This is a genomic window from Kineococcus haloalkalitolerans (genome assembly GCF_050871905.1).
Lineage (GTDB): Bacteria > Actinomycetota > Actinomycetes > Actinomycetales > Kineococcaceae > Kineococcus.
Genome location: NZ_JBJLSH010000041.1, coordinates 18,338 through 41,898 on the forward strand (window position 1 = coordinate 18,338; position 23,561 = coordinate 41,898).

A 23,561-nucleotide genomic window follows, 5' to 3' on the forward strand; every position below is an offset into this window, starting at 1 on the left:
CGGGCGCCGCCGCAGCGGTCTCAGGTCCAGTACAGGACGCGCGCGGCGGGCAGCTCGCGCGCCAGGGCGTCCTCGAACCAGCCGCGCAGCTCCCGCGTCGTGGCCGCGTCGTAGACGTACTTCACCGCGCCGAACCTCCCGTGCTTGCGGGAGCGGGCCGACTCGTCCAGGTCGAGCTTGGTGCGCGGGTACCAGTCGAGCTGGACGTCCTTGCTCTTGGGCGTGAACCGGTGGGTGATGCACTCCACCGTCAGGTCCAGGCCGGGCACGCCGTCCAGCTCGGCGGCCGCCGAGGCCAGCAGCGCGCCGTACTCCGCGCGCCAGTCGTCCACCGGCATGATCGGCGCGATCGTCAGGCCGACGGGGTAGCCGGCGCGCGCCAGGCGGCCCAGGGCCGCGAGGCGGGCGGGGACGCGGGCGGTGCCGCCCTCGAAGCGCTCCACGTCGCGCACCCCGACCGAGGCCCGCACGCGCGTGCGCCCGCCGTGCGGCAGGGCCAGCAGGTCCTCGACGTCGTCGTACTTGGTCGTGAACCGCAGCTGCACCGGCCCGGCCCAGTCGTGGGTGCCGAAGTGGGAGATCGTCGCCGACAGGGAGCCGGTGACGTGCTCCAGGGCCAGCGGGTCGGTGTAGCAGGACGCCTCGAAGGTCGTGCCCTCGTGCCCGCGCGCGGCCGTGCCGGTGGTGACCGACCCGGCGCCGACGACGTCGTCCAGACCGGCCAGCACGCGCGGCAGGTCGGCGTACACGCGGGTGATCGGCGGGCCGGACAGCGACCCGGCCAGGTAGCAGTACTGGCAGTGCCCCGGGCAGCCCTGCGCGATGGGGAAGGACCAGTCGGCGCTCGGCGGGATCGGCACCGGCTTGCGGGTGCTGGCGGCGCTGGTGACCAGGGCCAGGGTGCGCTTGGCGTCGCCGTAGCTGGCGTCGCGCAGGTTCGGCAGGCGGTCGCCGGACAGGAACCGGACGTCCTCGACGCCGGCGCGCTCGAGGCGCTGCAGGACCTGCCGGCCGTGGGGCTCGGCGGCGGCGGAGGCGGTGACGAGGACCGTGCGGGGCGTCCAGCGGACGGGGCGCGCGGGGCGGTCGGCGGGAGCGGCGGAGGTGCGGGCGGGGGTGGTGCTGGTGGGTGCGGCGGGCACACCAGGTCCAACGACCTGCGCCGCGTCGACCATCCGCTGCGGGGTGTGACCTCCCCCATCTCCCGACGTCGACCCCCTCCGTAATCTTGCTGGGACTCCCAGCAAGATCACGGAGGTGGTCCGCTCGGCGTGATCATGGGCGGGTGGGGGGCGACCATCCATGGTCACGGGGGGTGGGGTCAGCCGGGGGCGAGGGAGCGCAGGGTGCCGTCGGCGTCGACGTGGACCGTCAGGCGGGACGGGGAGAACTCCAGGGTCACGACGTCGCCGGGGCGCACCACGCGCACGACGCGGCCCTCCGACCGGGCCAGGTCCTCCGCCTCCTGCCGCGTCAGGTCGCGGTACGCCTCGAACCAGGAGACGTCGAAGGGGTCGGCGGCGCTGCTCACGCCCGCAGGGTGCGCCGGTCCGCCCGCGGGCGCGAGCCGGGGTGCGCGAGCGCGCGCCGCCGGAAGACTGGGCGGGTGCTCCGCCGCGCCTTCCAGGTCCTCGCCTCCACCCGCCGCGCCCGCGCCCTGCACCCCACGGGGACCGTCGTGCCCGCGCGGCTGCACCGGCACGGGCTGGGCGCCGGGGCGACCGGTGTGCCGTGGCTGGACGAGGCCGCCGACGAGCCGGCCCTCGTGCGCTTCTCCCGCGCGGCGGGGCTGCCCGCACCGCTGCCCGACGTCCTCGGGCTGGCCGTGCGCACCTGGGACGGCGACGGGCGCCCGCGCGACCTCATGCTGTCCACCACCGGCAGCCGGCCACGGGCCCGCCGCTTCCTGGTGCCCCGCCGGGCGTGGGGCAGCACCTACTCCTCGGTGCTGTCCTTCTCCAGCCCCGCCGGGCCCCTGCTGCTGGCCGCGCGCGCCGACGCCCGCGACCCGCGCGCCTTCGAGCTCGGCGTCGCCCGCCCGCACGGGCGCTGGCACCCGTTCGCCGGCCTGGAGCTGCTCGCCGACCCCGAGCGCGCCGGGGACGACGACGCGCCCCGCTGGGACCCCGTCCTGAACCCCGTGCCGGGTCTGGAGATCCCCCCGCCGTGGCGGGGGGTGCGCGAGGCGGCCTACGCCGGCTCGCGCGAGGGGCACCCCGGCCGCGCCGGCGCGTCGGTCGCACGCACTCCCTGAGCCGGGTACGAGTGCTCCTCGGGCTCGGCGGGGGCGGGCGGCGCGCCGGGCAGCGTCTTGGTGAAGAACGTCGTGCCGGTGAGGACCCCGCGCGGGGACAGGGCGTAGGCGTCGACGGTGCCCACCCGCCGCCAGCCCCAGCGGGGGTAGACGGACTCCGCCGCGCTGCCCGTCTCCGTGTCCAGCACCAGCAGCCAGCGCCCGGCGCGCGCGGCCTCCGCCTCGGCGGCGGCCACCAGGGCGCTCGCCACCCCGCGGCCGCGGGCGTCGCGGTGGACGAGCAGCTTGGACAGCTCGGCGCGGTGGGCGCCGTTGCGGGCGCCCGCGGGCACGAGGGACACGGTGCCGACGAGCCGACCGCCGGGGTCCCGGGCCACCCACGTCCACGCCCCGCCGGCCAGCCAGGCGGCCCACCAGGCGCGGGCAGCGGCCGGGTCGGGGACGGCGGGGAAGCCGACGCTGGCGCCGTCGTCGACGGCGTCGCGCAGGACGTCGGCCAGGCCGTCGAGGACGTCGTCGGGCGCGGGGTCGGGGACGCGGTCGATCTCCACCGGCGCATCCTGCCCGGCTCGACGGCGGGCGGCGGCGGCGGTCTCATGGAGCGGTGACGGGCGGAGCGGGGGGGAGCTGGCGGGCCGGGCGCGCCGGGCGGGCGTGGGCGGTGTACCGGGCGGTGCGCACGGCACCGGCGACCGCGCTGGCGCTGGTGTGGGCGCGCGCGCACGGGGCGGACGTGCGGGTGGGGCCGGACCTGTTCGTGGAGTGCTCGGGGATGCCGCGCGGCACGTACGGGCGCGGGGGCACCACGGTGGGCTGCGTGTGGCTGCACGGCGGGCTGGGCGGGCCGGAGCGCCGCCGCCACGAGGTGCGCCACGCCGACCAGTACGCGCTGCTGGGGACGGTGCCGTTCCTGCTGCTGTACGGCCTGAACGCGGCGCTGACGCGCAACGAGCCGCACCGCAACGTCTTCGAGCGGTGGGCGGGCCTGGCCGACGGCGGCTACGCCAGCGGGACGCCGGGCTCGCGCACCCGGACGGCGAGGACGGCGATGTCGTCCTCGGCGGCGCCGGCCACGAGGTCCAGCAGCCGGTCGCACACCTCGTCGGGGGCCAGGTGGGCCAGCTCGCCGGCGGTGCGCCGCAGCCAGGCCAGCCCGTCGTCGACGGAGGCGCCGCGGCGCTCGACGAGCCCGTCGGTGTAGAGCAGGACGGTCGCCCCGGCCGGCAGGCCGTGCACGTGGTCGGCGCGCGAGCACTCGGCGTCCAGGCCGAGCAGCAGGTCGGGGTCGGTGCGCAGCAGCTCGGCGCGCCCCGGCTCGCCGTCCTCGCCGGGCAGCAGCACGACGGGCGGCGGGTGCCCGGCGTTGGACCAGCGCAGCCGCCAGGTGGAGCCGTCGGCGACCTGCTCGACGGTGGCCAGCACGGCCGTGGCCAGCGCGCCCACGCCGAGGTCGCGCATGGCGCGGTCCAGGGCCGTGAACGCCGCCGCGGGGGACACCTCGAGGCTGTAGCCGATGCCGCGCAGCAGGTTGCGGACCTGCCCCATCGCGGCGGCGGCCTCCTGGTCGTGGCCGGTGACGTCGCCGATGACCAGGCAGGTGGTGCCGGAGGCGGTGAGGAAGGCGTCGTGCCAGTCGCCACCGACCTGGGCGTGCTCGGCGGCGGGCAGGTAGCGGACGGCGATCTGCAGGTGCCCGGGCTGGGGGGCGGCGGTCAGCAGGCTGCGCTGCAGCGTCTCGGCGAGCGAGCGCACGGCCTCGGCGGCCTCCCGCTCGGCGCGGCGGGCGCGGACGCGGTCCAGGGCCTGGGCGGTGGAGGCGGCCAGGGCGGACAGGACGTCGCGCTCCTCGACGGAGACGGTGCGCTGCCCGCGCCAGGACAGCCCGAGCGCGCCGACGAGGCGGTCGGCCACGCGCAGCGGGCGGGCGGCGGCGCCACCGCGCTCGTCGGCGGCGAACTGCGCGACCCCGTCGAGGGCGCGCTCCAGCAGCGGCACGGACGGGTCGTCGCGGTCGCCGAGGACGCGCAGGGGCGCGCCGCCGGCGGGGTCGACGAGGCCGAGCACGACGCCGTCGGAGTGCACGAGGTCGGTGGCCTTGGTGGTCAGGACGCCGAGGACCTCCTCCTCGTCCTCGGCGTCGGGCAGCGTCTGGGCGACCTCGACGAGGCCGCGCAGGCGCTGGGCGTGCTCGGCCTGCTGGTCGGCGCGGCGGCGCTCGGTCTCGTAGGAGCCGGCGACGGACAGCGCGTCGCCCAGGGAGGAGGCGACGACGCGCAGGAAGCCCAGGTAGGCCGCGTCGACGGCCAGGTGGGGGCTCAGGCGCACGGCCAGGACGCCGACGGACTCGCTGGCGCGCACGCCGGGGATGCGCAGCCAGGCGGTGCGGCCGTCGGGGCCCTCGGCGACGACGGCGTCGCGGGCGCCGAGGTCGTCGGGCGGGGGCGGCAGGCGGTGCTCGCGGCGGGCGCCGGGCAGGTGCAGCTCGGCCAGCGGCATGTCGGCGGGGTCGGTGGCCAGGACCTCCAGGGCGCGGTCGGGGAAGTCCTCGCGCGACTCCAGGTCGGTGGCCAGGTCGCCCAGGCGGGCCAGCAGCTCCAGGCGCCGGCGGTCCACGACCTGCCGGGTGGTCTCGGCGGTGAGGTCGAGGATGCCGCCCAGGCTGCCGTCGTCGTCGGAGACCGGGGAGTAGGAGAAGGTGAACCAGCACTCCTCGAGGAAGCCGCGCCGGTGCAGCGGCAGGTGCATGTCCTCCACCCACGTCGCCTGGCCGGCCCGGGCCTGGGCGAACAGCGGCTCGATGGCGTCCCACGCCTCGGGGAAGACCTCGCGCACGGGCCGGCCGAGCGCGCGGGGGTGCTTGTCGGCGACCATGACGGCGTAGGCGTCGTTGTAGAGCATGGTCAGGTCGTCGCCCCAGCACAGGAGGGCGGGGAAGCGGGTGTCGAGGACGGTCTGCAGCGCGCGCAGCAGGGAGGCCGACCACGTCGCGGGGTCGCCCACGGAGGTGGCGGACCAGTCGACCGCCTCGTAGGCGGGCTTCAGGTCGCCGGCGCGGGCGAACAGGACGCGGTGCGGCACCTGCTGACCGTAGGGCATCCGGCGGGCTCGTCCACCCGGGCGAACGGCGGGAACAGCCCGCCCCCCACTGTCGTTGAACGGTCAACCACATCGTCGAGGGAGGACACCATGGCCGGCATCGAGATCGGCGTCAGCTCGTTCGCGGAGACCACCGCCGACCCCGTGACGGGCGAGGTGATGAGCCACGCGCAGCGGCTGCAGGAGGTCGTCGAGGAGGTCGTCGTCGCCGACCAGGTCGGGCTGGACGTCTACGGCCTCGGCGAGCACCACCGCCCCGACTACGCCGCCTCCGCCCCCGCCGTCGTGCTGGCCGCCGCGGCCGCCCGCACCCGGCGCATCCGCCTGACCAGCGCCGTCACCGTGCTGTCCTCCGACGACCCGGTGCGCGTCTTCCAGGACTTCGCCACCCTCGACGGCCTGTCCGGCGGGCGCGCGGAGATCATCGCCGGGCGGGGCTCCTTCATCGAGAGCTTCCCGCTGTTCGGGCAGGACCTGTCCGACTACGACGAGCTGTTCGCCGAGAACCTCGAGCTGCTGCTCGCCGTGCGCGCCTCCGAGCGGGTGACCTGGCGCGGCGGGCACCGCCCCGCCATCCACGACCGCGGCGTCTACCCGCGCCCCGTGCAGGACCCCCTGCCGGTGTGGATCGGGGTGGGCGGCAACCCGCAGTCGGTCGTGCGCGCCGGCACCCTGGGCCTGCCGCTGGCCATCGCGATCATCGGCGGGATGCCCGAGCAGTTCGGCCCGCTGGCCGACCTGTACCGGCGCGCGGGCGCGCAGGCCGGCCACGACCCGGCGACGCTCCGGGTGGCGACCCACTCGCACGGCTTCGTCGCCGACACCACCGAGCAGGCGGTCGAGCTGCAGTTCCCCTCGTACCAGCAGGCGATGAACGTCATCGGCCGCGAGCGCGGCTGGCACCACTACAGCCGCACCAGCTACGAGGCCGGGCGCAGCCGCCGCGGGGCCCTGGCGGTGGGCTCGCCCGAGGACGTCGCCGAGAAAATCCTGTGGCAGCACCAGCACCTGGGCATCGACCGCTACATGCTCCACGTGAGCACGGGGACCATGCCGCACGGCGAGGTCCTGCGGGCCATCGAGCTGCTGGGCACGAAGGTCGCCCCGATCGTGCGCGAGCGCCTCGGCGAGTGAGCCCGGCCGGTGCCGCGCACGTCCCCGCGGGTGACCGGCGCGTTCCCCGCGGGTGACCGGCGCGTTTCCGGGTGGTGACGGCGCGGTGACGCGCCGGAGGTGACGAGCGGGTCACGGAGTGGTCCAGGACGGTCACGGACGTCCTGGACCTCTCCGGAACTGCCCTACGCTCGTCACGTGCCGTTCACGCGACTCCGCCTGATGACGGACTACCAGGCCCCCACCCCGCTGTGGGCGCCTGCCGACCTCGGGGGCTTCCCCCTGACGCGCACGCACCTCGACGACCTCGGCCTGCCGTGCGAGCTGTCCAACGACCTGCTGCGCTGGCAGGCCTTCTTCGACGAGCACCACCCCGTCGAGCTGTGCGGCTGGGACTCCCCGCTCTCGTGCGCGCAGTACGTCTCGCAGGGCGTCACCCTGCAGCGGCGGCTGTCCGAGGAGCTGCCCGGCGCGCGGGTCGACCTGGACCTGTGGCCGGTGCCGTCGGAGGACCACCACGACGAGCACCACCACGAGGAGCTGCGCCCCGCCGGGCACCGCGCCCGCCCCACGGCGGGCGCCGGCCGCGCCTGAGCCCGGCCGGCACCACCCCGCCGCGGGTGCTCAGTCCCCGGGCCAGTAGCCGGTGAGGCGCTGGAACGCCACCGCTCCCCCGCGGTCCGCGGCCGCCTTCACCACCGCGAAGACCATCCCCTGCAGCGCCGCGGCGAGCAGCACCTCCTTCCAGGGGTACTCCCCCTGCAGCGCGGAGGGCGCGTCGTCCTCGCCGGAGACCTTCTTCCACACCCGCTTGACGATCGCCCCGGCCACGACACCGCCGAGCACACCGCTCGCGAGGCCGATGGGCCGGTAGGCCAGCTTGGCGCCGTTCACCGCTCGCGCCGCACGATCAGCCAGACGGCCACGGCCGTCGCCACGACGACGGCGCCCAGCAGGACACCGCTCTGCTGCTTGGGGCTGCCCGGCGCCTGAGCGCTGGTGTCGTGCACCTTCGAGGTGACCACGGACAGCTTCGCGGCCGCGGTGGCGCGGGCGTCCTCAGCGGCGTGCCGGGCCTGGCCCTTGACCTCCTCGACCTTGGCCTGGGCCTGCGCCTTCACGTCGGCCTTGGCGGCCAGCGCGTCGGCGGTCTCGGCGAGGCGCTCGCGGGTGACGGCGATGTCCCTCTCGAGGGCGTCGCGGTCGGTGGGCGGGCCGCTCTGCGGGTCGTGCGGGACGGTGCTCATCGGCGGAAGCCCTCCTTGACGGCGTCGACGTCCTTCTTCACGCCCTCCACGGCGGCCTCCGGGACCGGCGGGGTGGCCTGCTCGATCTCCTTCTTGCCGACCAGGCCGGCCACGGCGGCCAGCGCGAACAGCACGACGGCGACGATGAGGGCGGCCAGCCACGGGCTGACGACGAGGGAGAGCGCGAGGATCGCGGTGGTGACGACCGCGCCGATGCCGAAGAAGGCCAGCAGCCCGGCGACGGAGAAGGCACCGATGCCGAGACCGGCCTTCTTGCCCTTCTCCTTCAGGTCCATCTGCGCGAGCGCGACCTCGTCGCGCACCAGGCGCGACATGTGCTGGGTCAGGTCGCTGACGAGCTGGCCGACCGACGCGTCGGCCGGGGAGCCCTGGCGGGCGCCGGTGGCGACCGGGCCGGGACCCCCGGTGCGGTGCACGCTGAGGTCGTCCGCCGACGCGGCGGTGGCCCCGCTGGACGGGGAGCTCGTGGGTTGGCTCATGACCCGTCCTCTACCCCGCCCCGCGCCCGGGGAAACCCGGGACGCGGGGCGGTCGTGATCACCCCATGTGGGGGTAGCGGTGGTCGGTGGCCGGGACGAACGTCTCCTTGATCGAGCGGGGGCTGGTCCAGCGCTGCAGGTTCAGCACCGAGCCGGCCTTGTCGTTCGTGCCGGAGGCGCGCGAGCCGCCGAACGGCTGCTGCCCGACGACGGCGCCGGTGGGGCGGTCGTTGACGTAGAAGTTGCCGGCGGCGAAGCGCAGCGCGCGCGAGGCCTCCTCCACGGCGGCGCGGTCGTCGGCGACCACCGCGCCGGTCAGCCCGTACGGGGAGCCGGCGTCCACGGTGCGCAGCACGTCGGAGAAGCGGTCGTCGTCGTAGACGTGCACGGCCAGGACCGGGCCGAAGTACTCCTCGCGGAACGCCGCGTCGGTGGGGTCGTCGCCCAGCAGGACGGTGGGGCGCACGAAGAACCCCTCGGAGTCGTCGTACGCGCCGCCCGCGGCCACCTGCAGGCCGTCGGTGGCCTTGGCCCGGTCGATCGCGGCGGCGTTCTTGGCGAACGAGCGGTCGTCGATGACGGCGCCGCCGAAGTTCGACAGGTCCCGCACGTCCCCGAACGGCAGGGCGTCGACGGTGCCGAGGAGGTCCTCGCCCATCCGCGCCCACACCGAGCGCGGCACGAACGCGCGCGAGGCCGCGGAGCACTTCTGGCCCTGGTACTCGAACGCGCCGCGCACCAGCGCGGTCGTCAGGACGGCCGGGTCGGCCGAGGCGTGCGCGACGACGAAGTCCTTGCCGCCGGTCTCCCCGACCAGCCGCGGGTAGGTGCGGTAGGAGGCGATGTTCTCCCCCACCGCGCGCCACAGGTGCTGGAAGGTCGCGGTCGAGCCGGTGAAGTGGATGCCCGCCAGGCGCGGGTCGGCCAGCACGACGTCGGAGACGTCCCGGCCGTCGCCGGTGACCATGTTGACGACGCCGTCGGGCAGGCCCGCGGCCTCCAGCAGGCGCATCGTCCACCACGCCGACAGCGTCTGGGTGGGCGAGGGCTTCCACACGACCGTGTTGCCCATGAGCGCCGGCGCGGTGGGCAGGTTGCCGGCGATGGCGGTGAAGTTGAACGGGGTGACGGCGTAGACGAACCCCTCCAGCGGGCGGTGGTCCAGCCGGTTCCACACCCCCGGGCTGGACACGGGCTGCTCGGCGATGAGCTGGCGGCCGAACGCCACGTTGAAGCGCCAGAAGTCGACCAGCTCGCAGGGCGCGTCGATCTCGGCCTGCTGGGCGGTCTTGGACTGCCCGAGCATCGTGGCGGCCGCGACCCGCTCGCGCCACGGGCCGGCCAGCAGGTCCGCGGCCCGCAGGAACACCGCGGCGCGGTCGTCGTAGCTCATCGCCGCCCAGGCGGGGGCGGCGGCGGTGGCGGCCTCGACGGCCGCGCGGGCGTCCTCGTGCGTGGCGGTGCCGAAGGTGCCGAGGACCTCGGCGTGCGCGTGCGGCTGCACGACGTCGGCGCGCGCGCCGCCGCCGATGGCCTGCCGGCCGCCGATCGTCTGGGTCAGCTCGACCGGGTTCGCCGACTGGGCGCGCAGCTCGGCGAGGAGGCGCTCGCGCTCGGGGCTGCCGGGCGCGTAGGAGTGGACGGGCTCGTTGACGGGAGCGGGGACGGAGGTCACCGACTGCACGGGGGTTCTCCTCTTCGTGTCGGGGGTGGTCAGCGGCTGACGAGGGAGCGGGCGAAGAATGCGAGGTTGGCGGGGCGCTCGGCCAGGCGGCGGGAGAAGTAGCCGTACCAGTCGGTGCCGAAGGGGACGTAGACGCGCACGCGGTGCCCGGCGGCGGCGAGGCGCTCCTGCTCGTCGGTGCGGATGCCGTAGAGCATCTGGAACTCGCCGCGCGGCTCACCGGCCCCGGCGGGTTCGCCGAGCAGCTCCTCGGTGATGGCGACCAGGCGCGGGTCGTGGGTGCCGGCCATCGGGTAGGCGCCGCCGTCGAGCAGGACGCGCAGGCAGCGCACCCACGCCCGGTCCACGTCGGCGCGGTGCTGGTGGGCCACCGGCGCCGGCTCGGCGTAGGCGCCCTTGACCAGCCGCACCCGGCTGCCGGGGTGCGCCAGGTCGCGGGCGTCGGCGAGCGTGCGGTGCAGCATCGACTGCAGGACGCAGCCCACCCGCGGCACGTCGGCGCGCAGGGAGCGCAGCGTCTCCAGGGTCGCGTCGACGGTGGCCGAGCCCTCCATGTCGAGGGTGACGTCGACGCCGCGGGCGGTGGCGCGCTCGACGAGTCGGTGGGCGCGCTCGGTGGCCGCGCGCGGGCCGTCCGGTCCGAGGGCCTGCCCCAGCGCGGACAGCTTCACCGACACCTCGTCGCCCTCGGCCAGGCCGGCGTCGGCGAGGCGGTCCACGAGCTGGGAGTACGCCTCGACGGTCGCGTCGGCCTGCGCCGGGTCGGTGACGTCCTCGCCGAGGACGTCCAGGGTGGCGCGCAGCCCGCGGGTGCGCAGCGCGGTCACCGCGCCCAGCGCCGCCTCGACGTCCTCGCCCGGCACGAACCGGCACACGACGGGGCGGCTGAGGCCGCTGCGCGTGACCACCGACCGCACCGACCCGTTGCCCGCGACACCCAGCACCAGCTGACCGAACACCGCTCGCCCCTCTCACCGACGGCGCCCGCGCGGGCGCTCCCGGTCCGACGGTAGGAGCGCCGGGCGGGCTCGGGGAGGGACGACCGTCACGTCCTGCGGCGCTCTCATCATCCAGGTGTACGACGATGGGGCGGTGACGCGCAGGGACGGCGGGACGGACGGGGCTGCGGCCGAGCTGCAGGAGCTCGTCGACGAGGTCGCCGCGGCCACGGGCGCGCCGACCACGCTGGAGGACCGCGACCTGCACCTGGTGGCCTCCTCCGGCCACGACGACGTCATCGACGAGGTGCGGCGCACCTCGATCCTGCGGCGGCGCTCCAGCGCGCAGGTGCAGGAGCTGTTCGCCGGGTTCGGCATCGCCCGGGCGCAGCGGCCGCTGCGCATCCCCGGCGGCGCCGTCCCCGGCCTGCTGGGCCGCTGGTGCGTGCCGGTGCGCTGGCGCGGCGTCACCCACGGGTACCTGTGGCTGCTGGACCCCGACGAGCGGGTGAGCGCCGCGCGGCTGGACGCCCTCACCGACGTGGTGGTGCAGGTGGCGGCGACGCTGGCGCTGCGCGCGCGGGCTCGGGACCGCTCCTCGTGGGCGGTGGGCGAGCTGCTGTCCGGCGACGCCGGGTCGCGGGCGCGCGCGGTGGAGGAGCTGCGCCGCGACGGGCTGCTGCCCGCCGACCCCGGCGCGCCGCTGGTCGTCGTGGCGCTCGCCCCGCGCGACGCCTCGCCGCTGGGGCCGGTGAACTCCTGGCTGCTGCCGCGCGGGGTGCTCAGCGCGCCCGTCGGGCACCGCGCCGCGCTCGTCGTCCCGGCGGGTGCGCCAGAGGCGGCGGGGGTGGCGGCGCGCGCCGCGCGCACCCTGACCGCGCAGCACCCCGGCGGGGTCGCCGCGGGGGTGTCCGGGCCGGTGGCGCCCGGCGACGGGCACGCCGGCTGGCGGCAGGCCGACGCCGCCCTGCGCGTGGCCCGCGGCGGAGCGGGCGGGGTGTCGGTGCGGACGTGGGAGGGGTTGGGCGCGCACCGGCTGCTCGCGCTGGCCGAACCGGCCGCGCTGACCGCCGTCGTCGTCGACGCCCGGGCGCGCGCCCTGCTGGACGGCGACCCCGACCTCCTGCTGACCGCCCGCACCTACCTGGACCTGGCCGGCAGCGCGCAGCGCACCGCGCGGGCGCTGTCGGTGCACCGGCAGACGCTGTACGCGCGGCTGCGGCGGGTGCGCGAGGTGACCGGTGTCGACCTGGACGACGGGCGCGAGCGTCTGGCGCTGCACCTGGCGCTGGTGCTGGCGGAGGAGGGCGGGTCGCGCGAGGGCTGACAGCCGGCCGGCGGGCCGGGCGCGGCAGGCGGGGTGCCCGTCCCCGGGACGGCGTGTCGCGCGGGGGGCGCAGGCCGGCTGTCAGCGGGAGCGGTGCGAACTCGGTTGTCCAGCGACTCACCACCTCCCACGCGATCTTCCCGGGCCGACGGCTCCGGAGACCGCCAGGTCTGGGAAGGCACCGCAGCGGGCGGCCTGCATTGATGCTGCTCACCGCCCAGGACACCGGCCTGCGCGTCGACCCGAGGCCCAGGCCGAGCAGGTGCGCGCCGTCTCGGTGGACCGCCTGGGCCCAGCACCGGGGCAGTTGCCGTCCAAGGTGTTGGACGCCCTCGACGATGCCTTGCGACTGCACCTGGCTCTGTGACGCAGGACGAGGACCGCCGCGCGCAGCGGCACGACCGTGCGCCTGTCGCTCAGCAGTGCCGTCCCAGGAGTGACCGACCGGCCGTCAGTGGGACGCACGTGTCGGGCACGGCTTGTGAGACGGCGTGTCGCGGCCCCAGGCCGCTCCCTTGGGGTGGCTCGAAAACGGTAGGTGTGAGACGGCTCCGTCAGTGCCCGCGCACGGCACTGACGGTCACTCCCTGCGCGCACCTCGCCGTAGCGACGATCAGTTCCTCGGGACGCCGACGTCCCCGATGTCGTCGCCGGGCAGCCGCGGCGGGTAGGGCCTGGCCGCGTCCAGAGTGCTGTTCAGCTGCCAGGTCAGGTGCCCGTCGACCACTCCGGGCCGCCAGGAGCACACCGGGGAGCCGGTGCGCAGGCTGTCGCCCACCTGCTCCAGCAGCACCGCCAGGGACGGCCACAGGACCCCACGACGGTCCCCCTCGTGCTTGTCGTAGTCCCACACGCACCCGTGCCACGAACCGGGCCGGGCATCGAGGACCAGGGTGGTGCTGCCGCCGTCGTCGGCGATGGGCAGGTAGGCGGAGATGAACCCCTCGGCCACCGTGCCCGCGGGCGCCTGCTCGGCCTCGGCCAGCTCCTGACCCAACTGCCCGCCCATGGCGACGTCCTCACGCACCAGGTCGGCGCTGACCTCCTGCCACGTGCGCCACTGCTGCAGGAGCTGCTGCACGGGCAGCAACGCGCCCAAGCCCGGCAGCAGCTGCGAGGACGCTGGTTGCTGCCAGCCGTCGTGCAGGCGGTACAGGGCCAGCAGCTGCCCGGGCCAGGCCCAGCCGGTCACCTGCTGGGCCGCGGCCAGGTCCGCCTCCGGCGCCGGTGGTCGCAGGCCCTGCAGGGTGGCCGGGGCGTGTGTCTGCAGCCACGCTCGGATCTGCTCCCACGGCGCCTGCACCAGCTCACCGGCCGCGCTGGGGTCGCCGGGACGGTCAGGGTCGCTGGCCGGAGTGGGACCGCTCACCGCGCCAGCCTGGCAGCCGTACGGCGTTCGCACCGCTGCTCGCGCGCCCTCGCCCTGTTCGGCCCACCACGCAGCGGGCGCTGACACCAGGCGGGCGCTGCCCCTGTTCAGCCTCGACGCTCCAGGCGCGCTGATACCTCCATCCGCGGCTACGCACCCGTGCTGCCAGTCAGCGCCGGGCGTGACGCCCGAGTCGTACCGCCACACGATGGTCCAGGGTCACCACCATCGCACCAGGGGCAGCCAGGAGGACTAGCGACAACGGCAGTGCCCGCCCGTGGCACCGTCCAACGCAGCCGCCATCTCACAACCGGTCGCTTGTGAGGAGCGCATGCCGCGGAAGCGGCCGCTTCGTGTAGGCCGACCAGCAGGCCCCATCGCAGGCCGTGACGGCGCCAGCGTCAGCGCCTACGGTGGGTAGCAGGCGCGTGGCACAGCTACCAGCGCGGACTGAGCACACCGCGCGGGCCGAAGCGGCCAGGCAGGGAGGCGGAATGTCCACCAGCGCTGAGCACGGCGAGAAGGTCGATCAAGTACCCGATCCCACCCGAGCACGGCTGATACCGCTCCTGGCCGCGATGCTGGTGCTGGCCGGTGCCATCGGCCTATCCCTGCTGCTGATCACCCATCCCGAGGCCCGTACAGGCATCGTGGCCGGTGCAGCCGCGGGCGGCGCCGTGGTCGCCGGCTACTGGCTGAAGTGGTCCAGCGCGTCGTCGCGCACCCGCCGGCTTGAGGGCTCGAGCACTCCAGCTTCGTCTTCCTGAGGCGGTCACCTCGCTGGATGGCTCCTGGTGGATGGTCGTCGTACAGACGAGGACCGCATGGCTGCCCTCAACGGCTGCACTCCCCCTCCCGTGTGCGACTAGAGCTGCCGCCGATGCGCGGCAGCGGCAGTCTCACAACGGGTGGCTTCTGCGACGGCCTGAGCGGACGATGACCACACGCTCGTGTCGATGGCCGCGTTGTCACGCGCGTGGAGCGTGGTGCGGGTGCAGCCGCACCGCTAGCAGCGCCACGTCGTCTTCTGGTCGCTGCGGCAGCATCCGGTCCAGCACCGCGTCGCACAGGGCGTCCAGGGCGAGGTCCGCCGCGGTGAGCTCGTGCAGGACGCTCTCCAGGCGGCTGAGGCCGTCGTCCAACGTCTCACCGCGGCGTTCGACCAGCCCGTCGGTGTAGAAGAGCACGGTCGAGCCCGCCTCGAGCGCGACGCTGCTCTGGCTGCGGGGCGCATCCGGCCAGACCCCCAGAAGCAGTTCGGCGGCCGGTGCCTGCAGGAGGGACACCCCTGCGTGCTGCACGAGGAGGACCGGTGGTGGGTGTCCGGCGTTGGACCAGACCAGTCGCCGCACCCCGCGCTCGGCCTCTTCGGCGGTCTGCTCCAGGCGGGCGACGACCGCCGTGGCGGTCGTGCCCAGCTCCAGGGCGAGCATCGCCCGGTCCACACCGGACAGGACGTCGGCGGGCCCGGCGTCGGTGGCCAGAGCGGTCCCGCGCAGCAGCGAGCGGATCTGAGCCATGGCTGCTGCCGCTTCGGTGTTGTGCCCCAGGACGTCACCGATGGTCAGGACCGTCGTCCCGCCGGGCTGGACGAAGGAGTCGTACCAGTCCCCGCCGACCTGAGCGCTCTCGGCGGCCGGCGTGTAGCGCACGACGACCTGCAGGTCGTCCGGCTGCGCGGGGTCGGTGAGCAGCGAGCGTTGCAGGGCTTCGGCCAGTTCGCGCTGCTGCCGGTACAGGCGGGCGTTGTCCAGCGCGAGCCCGGCCCGCCCGGCGATGTCGGTGGCCGTGGCGGTCTCCTCGGCGGTGATGGGGCTGCGGGCTGCACCGTTGGCCAGGGTCAGCACGCCCAGGGTCCGTCCGCGGGCCCGCAGCGGCAGGACGAGCAGGGACTCCGGGGCCAGTTCGAGCACCAGGTCACGGGCCCGGCCCGGATCCAGCACCGACACCAGGTACTCCAGGGCCCGTGACTGCCGAGCCTGCGCTCTGCCGCTGGACAGGGCTCGGTCCAGGAGCGAGTCCGGCTGCAGCTGCTGCAGGCGGGTGACGGTGTACTCGGCCACCACCGGGCGCAGGGCCTCCTCGGCGTGCCAGCTGCCGACGTCGCGCAGGGCGCGCGTGCTCGCCCGGCTCCCACCGCGCTGCTCGTCGGTGACCAGGCTGACGATGCACCAGTCCGCGAGCAGGGGGACCACCAGCCCAGCCAGCCGGCCAACGGCCTCCTCCCCGTCCAGGGTGCTGGTCAGCTCACTGGTCACACTCGCCAGCAGCTCAGCGCGAGCGGTCGCCCGCCCCAGGTGGGCCACGAGCTGCTCCAGCTCGCGGGTGCGGGAGAACAGGTCGTGCTCGACACGTTCGGCACGCTCGCGCAGACGTTCGCTCAGCTCGGCTGACACCTGAGCCTGGTCGCGGGCGTGGACGTAGTCGGTGATGTCGTCGGAGCGGTGCAGCAGCAGGACGACCTCACCACGCTCATCGAGGATCGGGACGTTGCGGGGGCTCCAGAACCGTTCCTCGTAGCTGCCGTCGGGCATCGGGATGTCGTACTTCTGCACGGCCATCGTCTGCGGGCGGCGGGTATCGCGGGTCGAGGTGAGGGAGTCGCGCAGGTTCACCAGCCCGTCGGCGCCCGGGTCGTCGGGGTTCATCGGGAAGACCTCGAACAAGCCGCGCCCGACGGTGGCCTCCAGCGTCGTGGCGGTGGCCGCCAGCCGGGCCCGGTTGGCGGTCACGATCACGAAGTCCGGCGTCAGCAGCAGCAGCGGGGCCGGGGTCTCCTCGAAGATCCGCGCGAAGTCGGGCTCGGGCAGCATCTGCCCCACGTGAGCTGTCCTTCCCCCTCAGGACACCTCGGACGGCGGAGTCCACGTGCCCGCATCGTAACGACCACCCACCGCGTGACGTCGCGGTCTCGCCGCCGGCCACGGTCCGGCTGCCGGTCACAGCTGAGCCCCACCTCGCTGCTGCCCCCCGGTCAGTCCCCGGCTGCAGCTGAGCCCGTCGCCGTCCGTCGCCTCCGCGCAGCTCGCCGCTGGAGCGGCTATCGCGTGCTGGAGGGCCGGGTCCTCGCACCGACGTGCAGCCCGTGGACGAGCAGGTGGCGCAGCGCGACGATCGCTGCGGCACCGGCGATGCGCTGCCAGGAAGGGTCCGCGGCCAGGCGCAGCAACCCGGCTGCGGTCAGCAGGTCCAGCAGGACGGGCAGGGCAGCGCTGGGACGGCGCGTGGAGAGCAGGACCACCACCGCCGAGACCAGCGCAGCGGCTGAAACGGTCAGGGCCGCGAGGTCCAGGGCGACGTTCACGTCGGCGCGGTGCCGGGTCGGGTCTGGTCGGGCTGGGTCGCGCGGTCCCTGGCGTCCTGCTCGTCCTCGGCGACCTGGCGGCGTTCCTCGGCGATCTCACGGCTGAGGAAGTAGTTCAAGGCTGTGCGGATGGCCGCGACCGCGGCCAGCTGGCCGAGCTGCTCCCAGCTGGGGGCCACGGCCGTGCGGAGCACGTCACTGGCCAGCTGGAACTCCAGCCCCAGCGCGAGGAAGCGCCCGAGGACCAGGCGCACCGGCACGAACGCCGAGGCGTCGCGCCGGCGCAGTCCCACACCGACGAAGCGGATGAACGCCCAGAGCGCACCCACGACGATCACCACCGCGCCGCACGCCTCGACGACCGTGACCAGCAGGCCGACGGTGCTCTGCAGGGCCTCCTCGGGGTCGAACCCCTCTGCGGTCATGTGACTCGTCCACCTCGCCCGTCGCCTGCTGCCACGCCACGCTCCGGGGCGCGCTGTCCACCGGGATGGTGTCCCACGGACGGTCCCGGTGCCCGTCCGGTGCGAGGGGGCGGTACGGCCGCCGCGCTCCTACGTTGGTGGCATGGCGAACCAGGGGTCCAGCACCGACGCCCGGCGCAAGGGGGGTTGGCTGCCCGATGCGGACAGCGTCCAGACGTGGGTCGAGGACCTGCGCCAGGAGGTCGCCGACGCCGGCGACGACGCGCCCCGGCACCCGGTGATCGCCGAGTTCCAGGACCTGCTCGAGCACGACGCCCTGGTGCGGATGCAGCTCGAACGGATGATCGCCGAGGTCCCCGACGACGAGGAGCACGGTCCCCGGCACGTGCGGGACCTGCCCGAGCTGCTGCGCCTGCTCGGCGCGGTGCTCACCACGGCACCGGAGTACAGCCAGGACTCGATGGTGATGACCCCCGTCCAGGCGCTCCTGGACCAGACCACCGCCACCCCCTCCGGCCTGGCCGCCTACCGCAACCCCACCGTCAACGCGATGCTCGCGAAGGTCCTCACCGCCTGGTGCGAGCACCTGGACAGCCCCGCGTCCCTGTCGGTCCTCAACGATTCCGAGGCCGGGTGGATGTCGCAGTCGGCCGCGGCCACGATCGGCATCGACCAGTACCAGCACGACCCCCACGGCGAGCACTGGGGCTTCACGTCCTGGAACGACTTCTTCACCCGCCGCTTCCGCGAGGGTCAGCGGCCCGTCGAGGCCCCCGACGACGACCGGGTCGTCGTCAGCCCCTGCGAGTCGACCCCCTACGCCCTCGCGCGCGACGTCCAGCGCACCGACCGGTTCTGGCTCAAGCACCAGCCGTACTCCCTGCAGGACATGCTCGCCGGTGATCCGGCGGTCGACGAGCTCGTCGGCGGCACCGTCTACCAGGCCTACCTCAGCGCCACCGACTACCACCGCTGGCACGCACCGGTCTCCGGCACGGTCGAGCGGGCCTTCGTCGTCCCGGGCACCTACTTCTCCGACGCGGACACGCGAGGAGCCGGTGCCGCCGTCCCTCAGGAGTCCCAGGGGTACATGGCCCACGTCGCTGCCCGCGCCGTGGTCCTCATCCGTGCCGACGCGCCCGCGCTGGGCCTGGTGGCGGTCGTCTTCGTCGGGATGGCCGACGTCTCCTCCTGCGTCGTCGACGAGGCCGTCACCGCCGGCCGCCACGTCACCAAGGGCCAGGAGGTCGGCTTCTTCCAGTTCGGCGGCTCGACCGTGTGCCTGGTCTTCGGCCCCGGAGCCATCGCCGACATCGCCCACCAGGCCCTGCCGCGCGACGAGTCCTCCACCACGCCGCTGGTGCACGTCCGCTCCCGCATCGCCACCGCCGCGGACGCCCCGCTGGTCTAGGCCCACCGGGGGAGGCCCTGTCGGGCGCACCGCCCGGGGCACCGGCTCCGGTGCGCCGGGCGGCGCGCTGACCGGGGCGCCCGTCGTCCCGCGGTACCTCCCAGCGCTCCTCACCGTCTCCCGGCGCGCTGCAGGCGGTCCTCGCGCTGCTCCTGCTTGGCCGCCGCCATGTCCTGCTCGCCCTTGAGCGTGGTGCGGGCGATCCAGTCCAGGACGCCGCCGCCCGCCTCCTCGTGGAAGACGCGGCCGTAGCGGATGCGGCTGAAGACGTCGACCGTGCGGGTGCGCAGGTAGCCGGCCGCGACGGCGCCCAGGAGCCACGCGGCGCCCAGCCCGTTGAGCACGCCGACGACGGTCATCAGGACCGCGAGGACCGGGGACCCGGTGCGCGCCGTCGCCACGACCACCGCCGCGGTCGGCAGCACGCCCAGGACGGTGGCGAGGATCGCGACCCACACGTGCAGGGCGATGTTGCCGTTGGCGTCGTTGGGGCCGGTGCGGCGGCGCGGGTCCACCCCGGGTGAGACGCCGACGGCCGAGGTCAGCACGGCCGCGCCCGCGGCGGCCCCGAGGGTCGCGGCGGTCGTGGCCAGCAGGTACGGGACGGCCCACCACGCCCCGCTGGCGAACAGGAACAGGACGGTCACCACGAGCACGCGCGGGAGGAAGACGAGGACCATCGCCCACTGCCGTCCGCGGACGTCCGAGCGCACCGAGGTCTCGTCCTCCCCGACCACGTCCAGCCACACGGCGGACCCGTCCTGCCCGTACACGTTGCACCCGCTGAGCGCGAGCATGAACGCGACGATCAGGCCGGAGAAGGCGGCGACCGGTGCGAAGTCCACGCTGAGCAGGGCCAGGACACCGATGACGACACCGGTCCAGACCGCCGTGGAGCTCTCCAGCGCCCGCCACGGGTCGCGGCGCCACTGCCGGACCTCCTTGAGGACGACGGCGCCGGTGCGCGTCGCGGGCAGCAGCCCCGCCCCGGCGACCAGGGAGGCCGAGCGCGGGCGTCCCCGGCGACGCGCGGTGCGCACGGACCGCGGGACGAGCAGCGCGACCGTCGCGCCCACCACCACGGCGTCCAGCACGAGCAGGGCCAGCAGCAGCGCCGCGGCGCGGCCCCAGCCGCCGGCGGCCGCGGCCTCGACCGCCCGCAGCGGCCAGCTCGTCGGGAAGACCTCGAGGGCGGTGGTGACCGGGCCCTCGGGCAGCCCCCGGCGCAGCAGCACGGAGACGTTCCGCGTCGCGACCGAGACGAGCATCCACCCGGCGAACATCGCCGCGAACATGATCCCGAACTGCACGCCGGCGATCTCGATGCCCAGCCTGGTGCGCATCGCCGCGCCCAGCAGCCCGTAGGTCAGCCGCGAGAGGCTGATGACGAACACCCAGCTCAGCACGGCGCCGACCACGGCCACGGCCACCGTGGCGGGGTCGAGGAGCACCGCGTGCCAGGTGGGGGCGAGCAGGGCGAGCAGCACGTACCCCGAGGCGGTGCCCACGAAGGCGCTGACCAGCAGCCCCCGCCCCACCGCGGCGCGCGACAGCGGCAGCAGCGCGAAGTGCTCCGGGCGCAGGACGCCCGCACCGCTCATCAGCACCGGGCCCAGCACCGCGCCCAGCGCCCACAGGGCCAGGGCGAGCGCCAGGACCGAGCGGCGCACCGCGTCGTCGGCGGCGGTGGCGGCAGCCGCCCACGTGGCCACCACCAGGACCGCGCCCAGCACCCAGCCGGCCTTGCGCAGACCCGGCGAGCTGTTGCGCAGCAGCGCGAACTTGAGCGAGATCATCCCCCGATCCACGTCAGCTCCTCCCCCGCGAGCGCCGGGGCGCCGACCAGCTCCACGAAGCGGTCCTCCAGGCTGCGGCCGGCGCGCACCTCCTCCAGCGTCCCGGTGGCGACGACGGCGCCACGGGCCACGACCGCGACCCGGTCGCACAGCTGCTCCACGAGCGCCATCACGTGGCTGGAGACGACCACCGAACCCCCCGCCTCGGCGAAGCGCCGCAGGATGCGGGTGAGCACCCGGGCCGAGACGGGGTCGACCGCCTCGTAGGGCTCGTCGAGCACCAGGACGCGCGGGGTGTGCAGCAGCGCGGTCGCCAGGCCGATCTTCTTGCGCATGCCGGTGGAGTACTCCCCCACCAGCGTGCCCAGCTGCTCGGCCTCCTCGAGCTCGAGCACGCGCAGCAGTTCGGCGGTGCGGGAGGCGACGACCTGCCGGGGCATCCCGCGGAACCGTCCCCAGTAGGTGAGCAGCTCGCCACCGGTCAGCCGCTCGGGCAGCGCGAGACCGTCGGGCAGGACCCCCAGCCGGCGCTTGGCCTCGACGGGTTCCCGCCAGACGTCCACGCCCTGCACGAGGGCCCGCCCCGCGGAGGGGCGCAGGAGCCCGACCGCCATGGACAGCGCGGTCGTCTTGCCGGCGCCGTTGGGTCCGACGACGCCGAAGAAGGAACCGTGCGGGACGGTCAGGTCCAGGTCGTCGACGGCGACCTTGTCCCCGAACTCGCGTCGCAGTCCGCGCAGCTCCAGCGCCCACTCGGCCGGTCCCCGTTCGGTGGTCACGACCCCAGGCTCGCGCGGCGCTGCGCCCTCCGGCCAGTGCCGATCGGCCAGGACCGCGAGCCGATCGGCCAGCGTTCCTCCCGCCGCGGCCGCCGGGTGGGCGCGCGTCCCTACCATCGGGCCATGACGACGGCACCGGACGTCGCCGCCGGAGGTGCCTGGCGCGACCTGGTGGGGCGCGTGTCCCCGTTCGCCGTCCCCCGGCGTCCGGGCGAGTGGGCGCAGGACGCCGTCGTGTTCGCGCTGTCGCTGCTGCTGTGGTCCTGGTTCGGTTCACCGCTGGTCAGCCCTCAGGTCCCGGACTGGTTCTGGCCGGTCGACCGCACCCTGGGCCTGGTCGCCTGCTGCCTGCTGTGGTGGACGCGCCGGTCCCCCCTGGCGTGCGCGCTGCTGCTGGTGGTGCCCGGCTCGCTGGCGGTCACGGCGGGGTTCCCCGTGCTCGTGGGCGTCTCGCGCCTGGGTCTGCTGGGCCGCCCGCGCACGGCCGTCCTGGTGACCGCGCTGCACGTCGGGTGCGCGCTGCCGTACCACGCGCTCGTGCCGGTCCCGGGCATGTCCTGGCTCGCGTGGTCGGTGACGATCCCCCTGCTGTACGCCCTCGCGCTGTGCGTCGGCCTGCTCGGGCGGGCCCGCCGCCAGGTCGTCGTCGGGCTCACCGAGGCGGCCGCCCGGGACCGGGAGCGCTACGAGGAGCGGCTGGCCGCCACCCGGCGCGAGGAGCGCGAGCGCATCGCGCGCGAGATGCACGACGTGCTCGCGCACCGCATCTCGCTGCTGTCCCTGCACGCCGGTGCCCTGGAGTTCCGGGCCTGGTCACCGGCACCCCCGGCCGTGCAGGAGGTCCGCGCGGCGGCGACGGTGATCCGCGAGAACGCGCACCTGGCCGTCGAGGACCTGCGCGAGCTGCTGTGCCTGCTGCGCGCCGACGCCGAGGAGCTGGGCACCGGGCGTCCGCAGCCGCGCCTGAGCGACCTCGCCGGGCTCGTGCGGGAGTCGCGCGCAGCCGGTCAGCGGGTCGACGTGGTGGTCGACGTCGAGGGCCGGCGGCTGGGCGAGTCCGTGCAGCGGACCGTCTACCGCGTGGTCCAGGAGTGCCTCACCAACGCCCGCAAGCACGCCCCGCACACCGAGGTGCGCGTCAGGGTCAGCGGCGACGACGACCGCGTGCACGTCACCGTGGACAACCCGGTGCCGGTCGGCGTCACGGACGCCGACCTGCCCGGCCGCGGCAACGGCCTCGTGGGTCTGGCCGAACGGGTGCGCCTCGACGGCGGGACGCTGCGGGCGGGCGTCGACGCCGGCCGCTTCCGCGTCCGGGCGGACCTGCCGGCGGGTGCGCGGTGACGGACCGTCCCGTCGGGGTCCTGCTGGTCGACGACGACCCGCTGGTGCGCTCGGGCCTGCGGCTGCTGTTCGCGGGTCACCCCGCCATCGCCGTGGTCGGGGAGGCGGGCGACGGGGACGAGCTCGTCGCGGCGGTCGAGACCTCCCGGCCGGACGTCGTGCTGCTCGACGTCCGGATGCCGCGGGTCGACGGCGTCTCCGCGCTGCGGGAACTGCTGGGGCAGGTCTCGCGACCACCGGCGGTCGTCGTCCTGACGACGTTCCGCAGCGACCGCACCATCCTGGAGGCGTTGCGCGCCGGGGCCTCGGGGTTCCTGCTCAAGCACACCCCGCCCGAGCAGATCGTGACCGCCGTGCTCGCCGCGGCGGCGGGGGACCCCACGGTCTCCAGCGACGTGCTCGGGCACCTCATCGAGCACGTCCGCGCGGGCGGGCCGGTTCCCGGCGACACCCCTCCCGACCGCCTGCAGGAGCTGAGCCGGCGCGAGCGCGACGTCGCTCTCGCCGTCGCCGAGGGGCTGTCCAACAGCGAGATCGCCGAGCGCCTCTACCTGTCGGTGGGCAGCGTCAAGGCGGACATCTCCAGCGCCCTGTCCCGGCTGGGGCTGCACAACCGGGTGCAGCTGGCCGTCCTCGCGCACGAGTCGCGCGCCACCTGGAGCACCGGGGAGACCTGAGCCGGGACGCACCCCGGCTCACCCCGGCAGCTGCGCGCGTCGTGACGAGCGGCGCGGACCGCCGCACGTCACGCCTCGAGGTCCTCCTGCACCATCACGGGCGAGGCGTGCACGCACATGATGCGCAAGGTCCCGGGACCGGAGTTGGTGGAGGCGTGCCCCGTGAAGGGCTGGACGACGGCCGTGGGGGGGGGGGGGGGGGGGGGGGGGGGGGGGGGGGGGGGGGCGGGCGCGCCGGCCCCGCCCCCCCCCGGCCCCGCGCCCCCCGGGCGGCCGGGGGGCTCGCCCGGGGGCGGC

The 23,561-nt window shown here is 75.5% G+C and carries 23 protein-coding genes; 8 read left to right on the top strand and 15 right to left on the bottom strand.

Annotation, left to right across the window (positions count from 1 at the left end):
• Positions 1-20: 20 nt before the first annotated feature.
• Together ACRYMY_RS15380 and ACRYMY_RS15385 are read right to left on the bottom strand one after the other, a co-directional pair.
• Entirely contained in the window at positions 21-1,175 is a 1,155-nt protein-coding gene (locus ACRYMY_RS15380; RefSeq protein ID WP_432548107.1) for a spore photoproduct lyase family protein, read from the bottom strand.
• A gap of 146 nt (positions 1,176-1,321) precedes the next feature.
• Entirely contained in the window at positions 1,322-1,531 is a 210-nt protein-coding gene (locus ACRYMY_RS15385) for an I78 family peptidase inhibitor (protein WP_432548108.1), read from the bottom strand.
• 75 nt (positions 1,532-1,606) lie between these two features.
• Between ACRYMY_RS15385 and ACRYMY_RS15390 the strand changes: the two genes are divergently transcribed.
• Positions 1,607-2,254 (top strand): hypothetical protein, encoded by a 648-nt coding sequence (locus ACRYMY_RS15390; RefSeq protein ID WP_432548109.1) that lies wholly within the window; start codon positions 1,607-1,609, stop codon positions 2,252-2,254.
• On the opposite strand, the gene ACRYMY_RS15395 is transcribed toward ACRYMY_RS15390, so the two are convergent.
• Both ACRYMY_RS15395 and ACRYMY_RS15400 read right to left on the bottom strand, forming a co-directional pair.
• Positions 2,191-2,805: a GNAT family N-acetyltransferase gene (locus ACRYMY_RS15395; RefSeq protein WP_432548110.1), complete on the bottom strand. Its 615-nt coding sequence runs from the start codon at positions 2,803-2,805 to the stop codon at positions 2,191-2,193. The genes ACRYMY_RS15390 and ACRYMY_RS15395 overlap by 64 nt on opposite strands.
• A gap of 448 nt (positions 2,806-3,253) precedes the next feature.
• Positions 3,254-5,350: a SpoIIE family protein phosphatase gene (locus ACRYMY_RS15400; protein ID WP_432548111.1), complete on the bottom strand. Its 2,097-nt coding sequence runs from the start codon at positions 5,348-5,350 to the stop codon at positions 3,254-3,256.
• A 99-nt stretch (positions 5,351-5,449) separates the two neighbouring features.
• Between ACRYMY_RS15400 and ACRYMY_RS15405 the strand changes: the two genes are divergently transcribed.
• Both ACRYMY_RS15405 and ACRYMY_RS15410 read left to right on the top strand, forming a co-directional pair.
• Complete coding sequence (locus ACRYMY_RS15405; protein WP_432548130.1) at positions 5,450-6,484, top strand: LLM class flavin-dependent oxidoreductase; 1,035 nt, start codon at positions 5,450-5,452, stop codon at positions 6,482-6,484.
• Positions 6,485-6,661: 177 nt separating this feature from the next.
• Positions 6,662-7,057, top strand: coding sequence for a hypothetical protein (locus ACRYMY_RS15410; protein ID WP_432548112.1), 396 nt, complete (start codon positions 6,662-6,664; stop codon positions 7,055-7,057).
• A gap of 30 nt (positions 7,058-7,087) precedes the next feature.
• On the opposite strand, the gene ACRYMY_RS15415 is transcribed toward ACRYMY_RS15410, so the two are convergent.
• The 5 genes from ACRYMY_RS15415 to ACRYMY_RS15435 are packed head-to-tail and all read right to left on the bottom strand — an operon-like array spanning position 7,088 to position 10,853.
• Complete coding sequence (locus ACRYMY_RS15415) at positions 7,088-7,357, bottom strand: DUF4235 domain-containing protein (protein ID WP_432548113.1); 270 nt, start codon at positions 7,355-7,357, stop codon at positions 7,088-7,090.
• Positions 7,354-7,710 (bottom strand): DUF3618 domain-containing protein, encoded by a 357-nt coding sequence (locus ACRYMY_RS15420; RefSeq protein WP_432548114.1) that lies wholly within the window; start codon positions 7,708-7,710, stop codon positions 7,354-7,356. Before ACRYMY_RS15420 ends, ACRYMY_RS15415 begins: the two co-directional genes overlap by 4 nt.
• Complete coding sequence (locus ACRYMY_RS15425) at positions 7,707-8,210, bottom strand: phage holin family protein (RefSeq protein ID WP_432548115.1); 504 nt, start codon at positions 8,208-8,210, stop codon at positions 7,707-7,709. The genes ACRYMY_RS15420 and ACRYMY_RS15425 overlap by 4 nt, the downstream gene beginning before the upstream one ends.
• A 58-nt stretch (positions 8,211-8,268) precedes the next feature.
• Positions 8,269-9,894, bottom strand: coding sequence for an L-glutamate gamma-semialdehyde dehydrogenase (gene pruA, locus ACRYMY_RS15430; protein WP_432548116.1), 1,626 nt, complete (start codon positions 9,892-9,894; stop codon positions 8,269-8,271).
• Between the two features lie 29 nt (positions 9,895-9,923).
• The gene (locus tag ACRYMY_RS15435; protein ID WP_432548117.1) at positions 9,924-10,853 is read right to left on the bottom strand and encodes a proline dehydrogenase family protein; all 930 of its coding nucleotides are present in this window, start codon (positions 10,851-10,853) and stop codon (positions 9,924-9,926) included.
• A gap of 133 nt (positions 10,854-10,986) precedes the next feature.
• Between ACRYMY_RS15435 and ACRYMY_RS15440 the strand changes: the two genes are divergently transcribed.
• Positions 10,987-12,159 (top strand): PucR family transcriptional regulator, encoded by a 1,173-nt coding sequence (locus tag ACRYMY_RS15440; RefSeq protein WP_432548118.1) that lies wholly within the window; start codon positions 10,987-10,989, stop codon positions 12,157-12,159.
• 613 nt (positions 12,160-12,772) lie between these two features.
• Here ACRYMY_RS15440 and ACRYMY_RS15445 read toward each other — a convergent pair.
• A complete protein-coding gene (locus tag ACRYMY_RS15445; RefSeq protein ID WP_432548119.1) occupies positions 12,773-13,528 on the bottom strand; it encodes an SMI1/KNR4 family protein in 756 nt (251 codons plus the stop codon).
• A gap of 494 nt (positions 13,529-14,022) precedes the next feature.
• Here ACRYMY_RS15445 and ACRYMY_RS15450 point away from each other — a divergent pair, with 494 nt between their 5' ends.
• The gene (locus ACRYMY_RS15450) at positions 14,023-14,295 is read left to right on the top strand and encodes a hypothetical protein (protein WP_432548120.1); all 273 of its coding nucleotides are present in this window, start codon (positions 14,023-14,025) and stop codon (positions 14,293-14,295) included.
• A 201-nt stretch (positions 14,296-14,496) separates the two neighbouring features.
• Here the strand turns inward: ACRYMY_RS15450 and ACRYMY_RS15455 are convergent, their stop codons facing one another.
• From ACRYMY_RS15455 to ACRYMY_RS15465, 3 genes are all read right to left on the bottom strand, one after another.
• Positions 14,497-16,341 carry a SpoIIE family protein phosphatase gene (locus ACRYMY_RS15455; protein WP_432548121.1) on the bottom strand — a complete coding sequence of 615 codons (1,845 nt, stop codon included), beginning with the start codon at positions 16,339-16,341 and terminating at the stop codon, positions 14,497-14,499.
• A 227-nt stretch (positions 16,342-16,568) separates the two neighbouring features.
• On the bottom strand, positions 16,569-16,832 hold the full coding sequence (locus tag ACRYMY_RS15460) for a hypothetical protein (protein ID WP_432548122.1): 264 nt from the start codon (positions 16,830-16,832) through the stop codon (positions 16,569-16,571).
• The gene (locus ACRYMY_RS15465) at positions 16,829-17,257 is read right to left on the bottom strand and encodes a DUF1622 domain-containing protein (RefSeq protein ID WP_432548123.1); all 429 of its coding nucleotides are present in this window, start codon (positions 17,255-17,257) and stop codon (positions 16,829-16,831) included. Before ACRYMY_RS15465 ends, ACRYMY_RS15460 begins: the two co-directional genes overlap by 4 nt.
• Positions 17,258-17,399: 142 nt before the next feature.
• On the opposite strand from ACRYMY_RS15465, the gene ACRYMY_RS15470 reads away from it, so the two are divergent.
• Positions 17,400-18,668, top strand: coding sequence for a phosphatidylserine decarboxylase family protein (locus ACRYMY_RS15470; protein WP_432548124.1), 1,269 nt, complete (start codon positions 17,400-17,402; stop codon positions 18,666-18,668).
• Between the two features lie 110 nt (positions 18,669-18,778).
• On the opposite strand, the gene ACRYMY_RS15475 is transcribed toward ACRYMY_RS15470, so the two are convergent.
• Entirely contained in the window at positions 18,779-20,464 is a 1,686-nt protein-coding gene (locus ACRYMY_RS15475) for a hypothetical protein (protein ID WP_432548125.1), read from the bottom strand.
• Positions 20,461-21,243, bottom strand: a complete 783-nt coding sequence (locus tag ACRYMY_RS15480) for an ABC transporter ATP-binding protein (protein WP_432548126.1) — start codon at positions 21,241-21,243, stop codon at positions 20,461-20,463. Before ACRYMY_RS15480 ends, ACRYMY_RS15475 begins: the two co-directional genes overlap by 4 nt.
• A gap of 123 nt (positions 21,244-21,366) precedes the next feature.
• Here ACRYMY_RS15480 and ACRYMY_RS15485 point away from each other — a divergent pair, with 123 nt between their 5' ends.
• Together ACRYMY_RS15485 and ACRYMY_RS15490 are read left to right on the top strand one after the other, a co-directional pair.
• The gene (locus ACRYMY_RS15485; RefSeq protein ID WP_432548127.1) at positions 21,367-22,587 is read left to right on the top strand and encodes a sensor histidine kinase; all 1,221 of its coding nucleotides are present in this window, start codon (positions 21,367-21,369) and stop codon (positions 22,585-22,587) included.
• Positions 22,584-23,264: a response regulator transcription factor gene (locus tag ACRYMY_RS15490; protein ID WP_432548128.1), complete on the top strand. Its 681-nt coding sequence runs from the start codon at positions 22,584-22,586 to the stop codon at positions 23,262-23,264. Before ACRYMY_RS15485 ends, ACRYMY_RS15490 begins: the two co-directional genes overlap by 4 nt.
• Positions 23,265-23,561 lie beyond the last annotated feature (297 nt).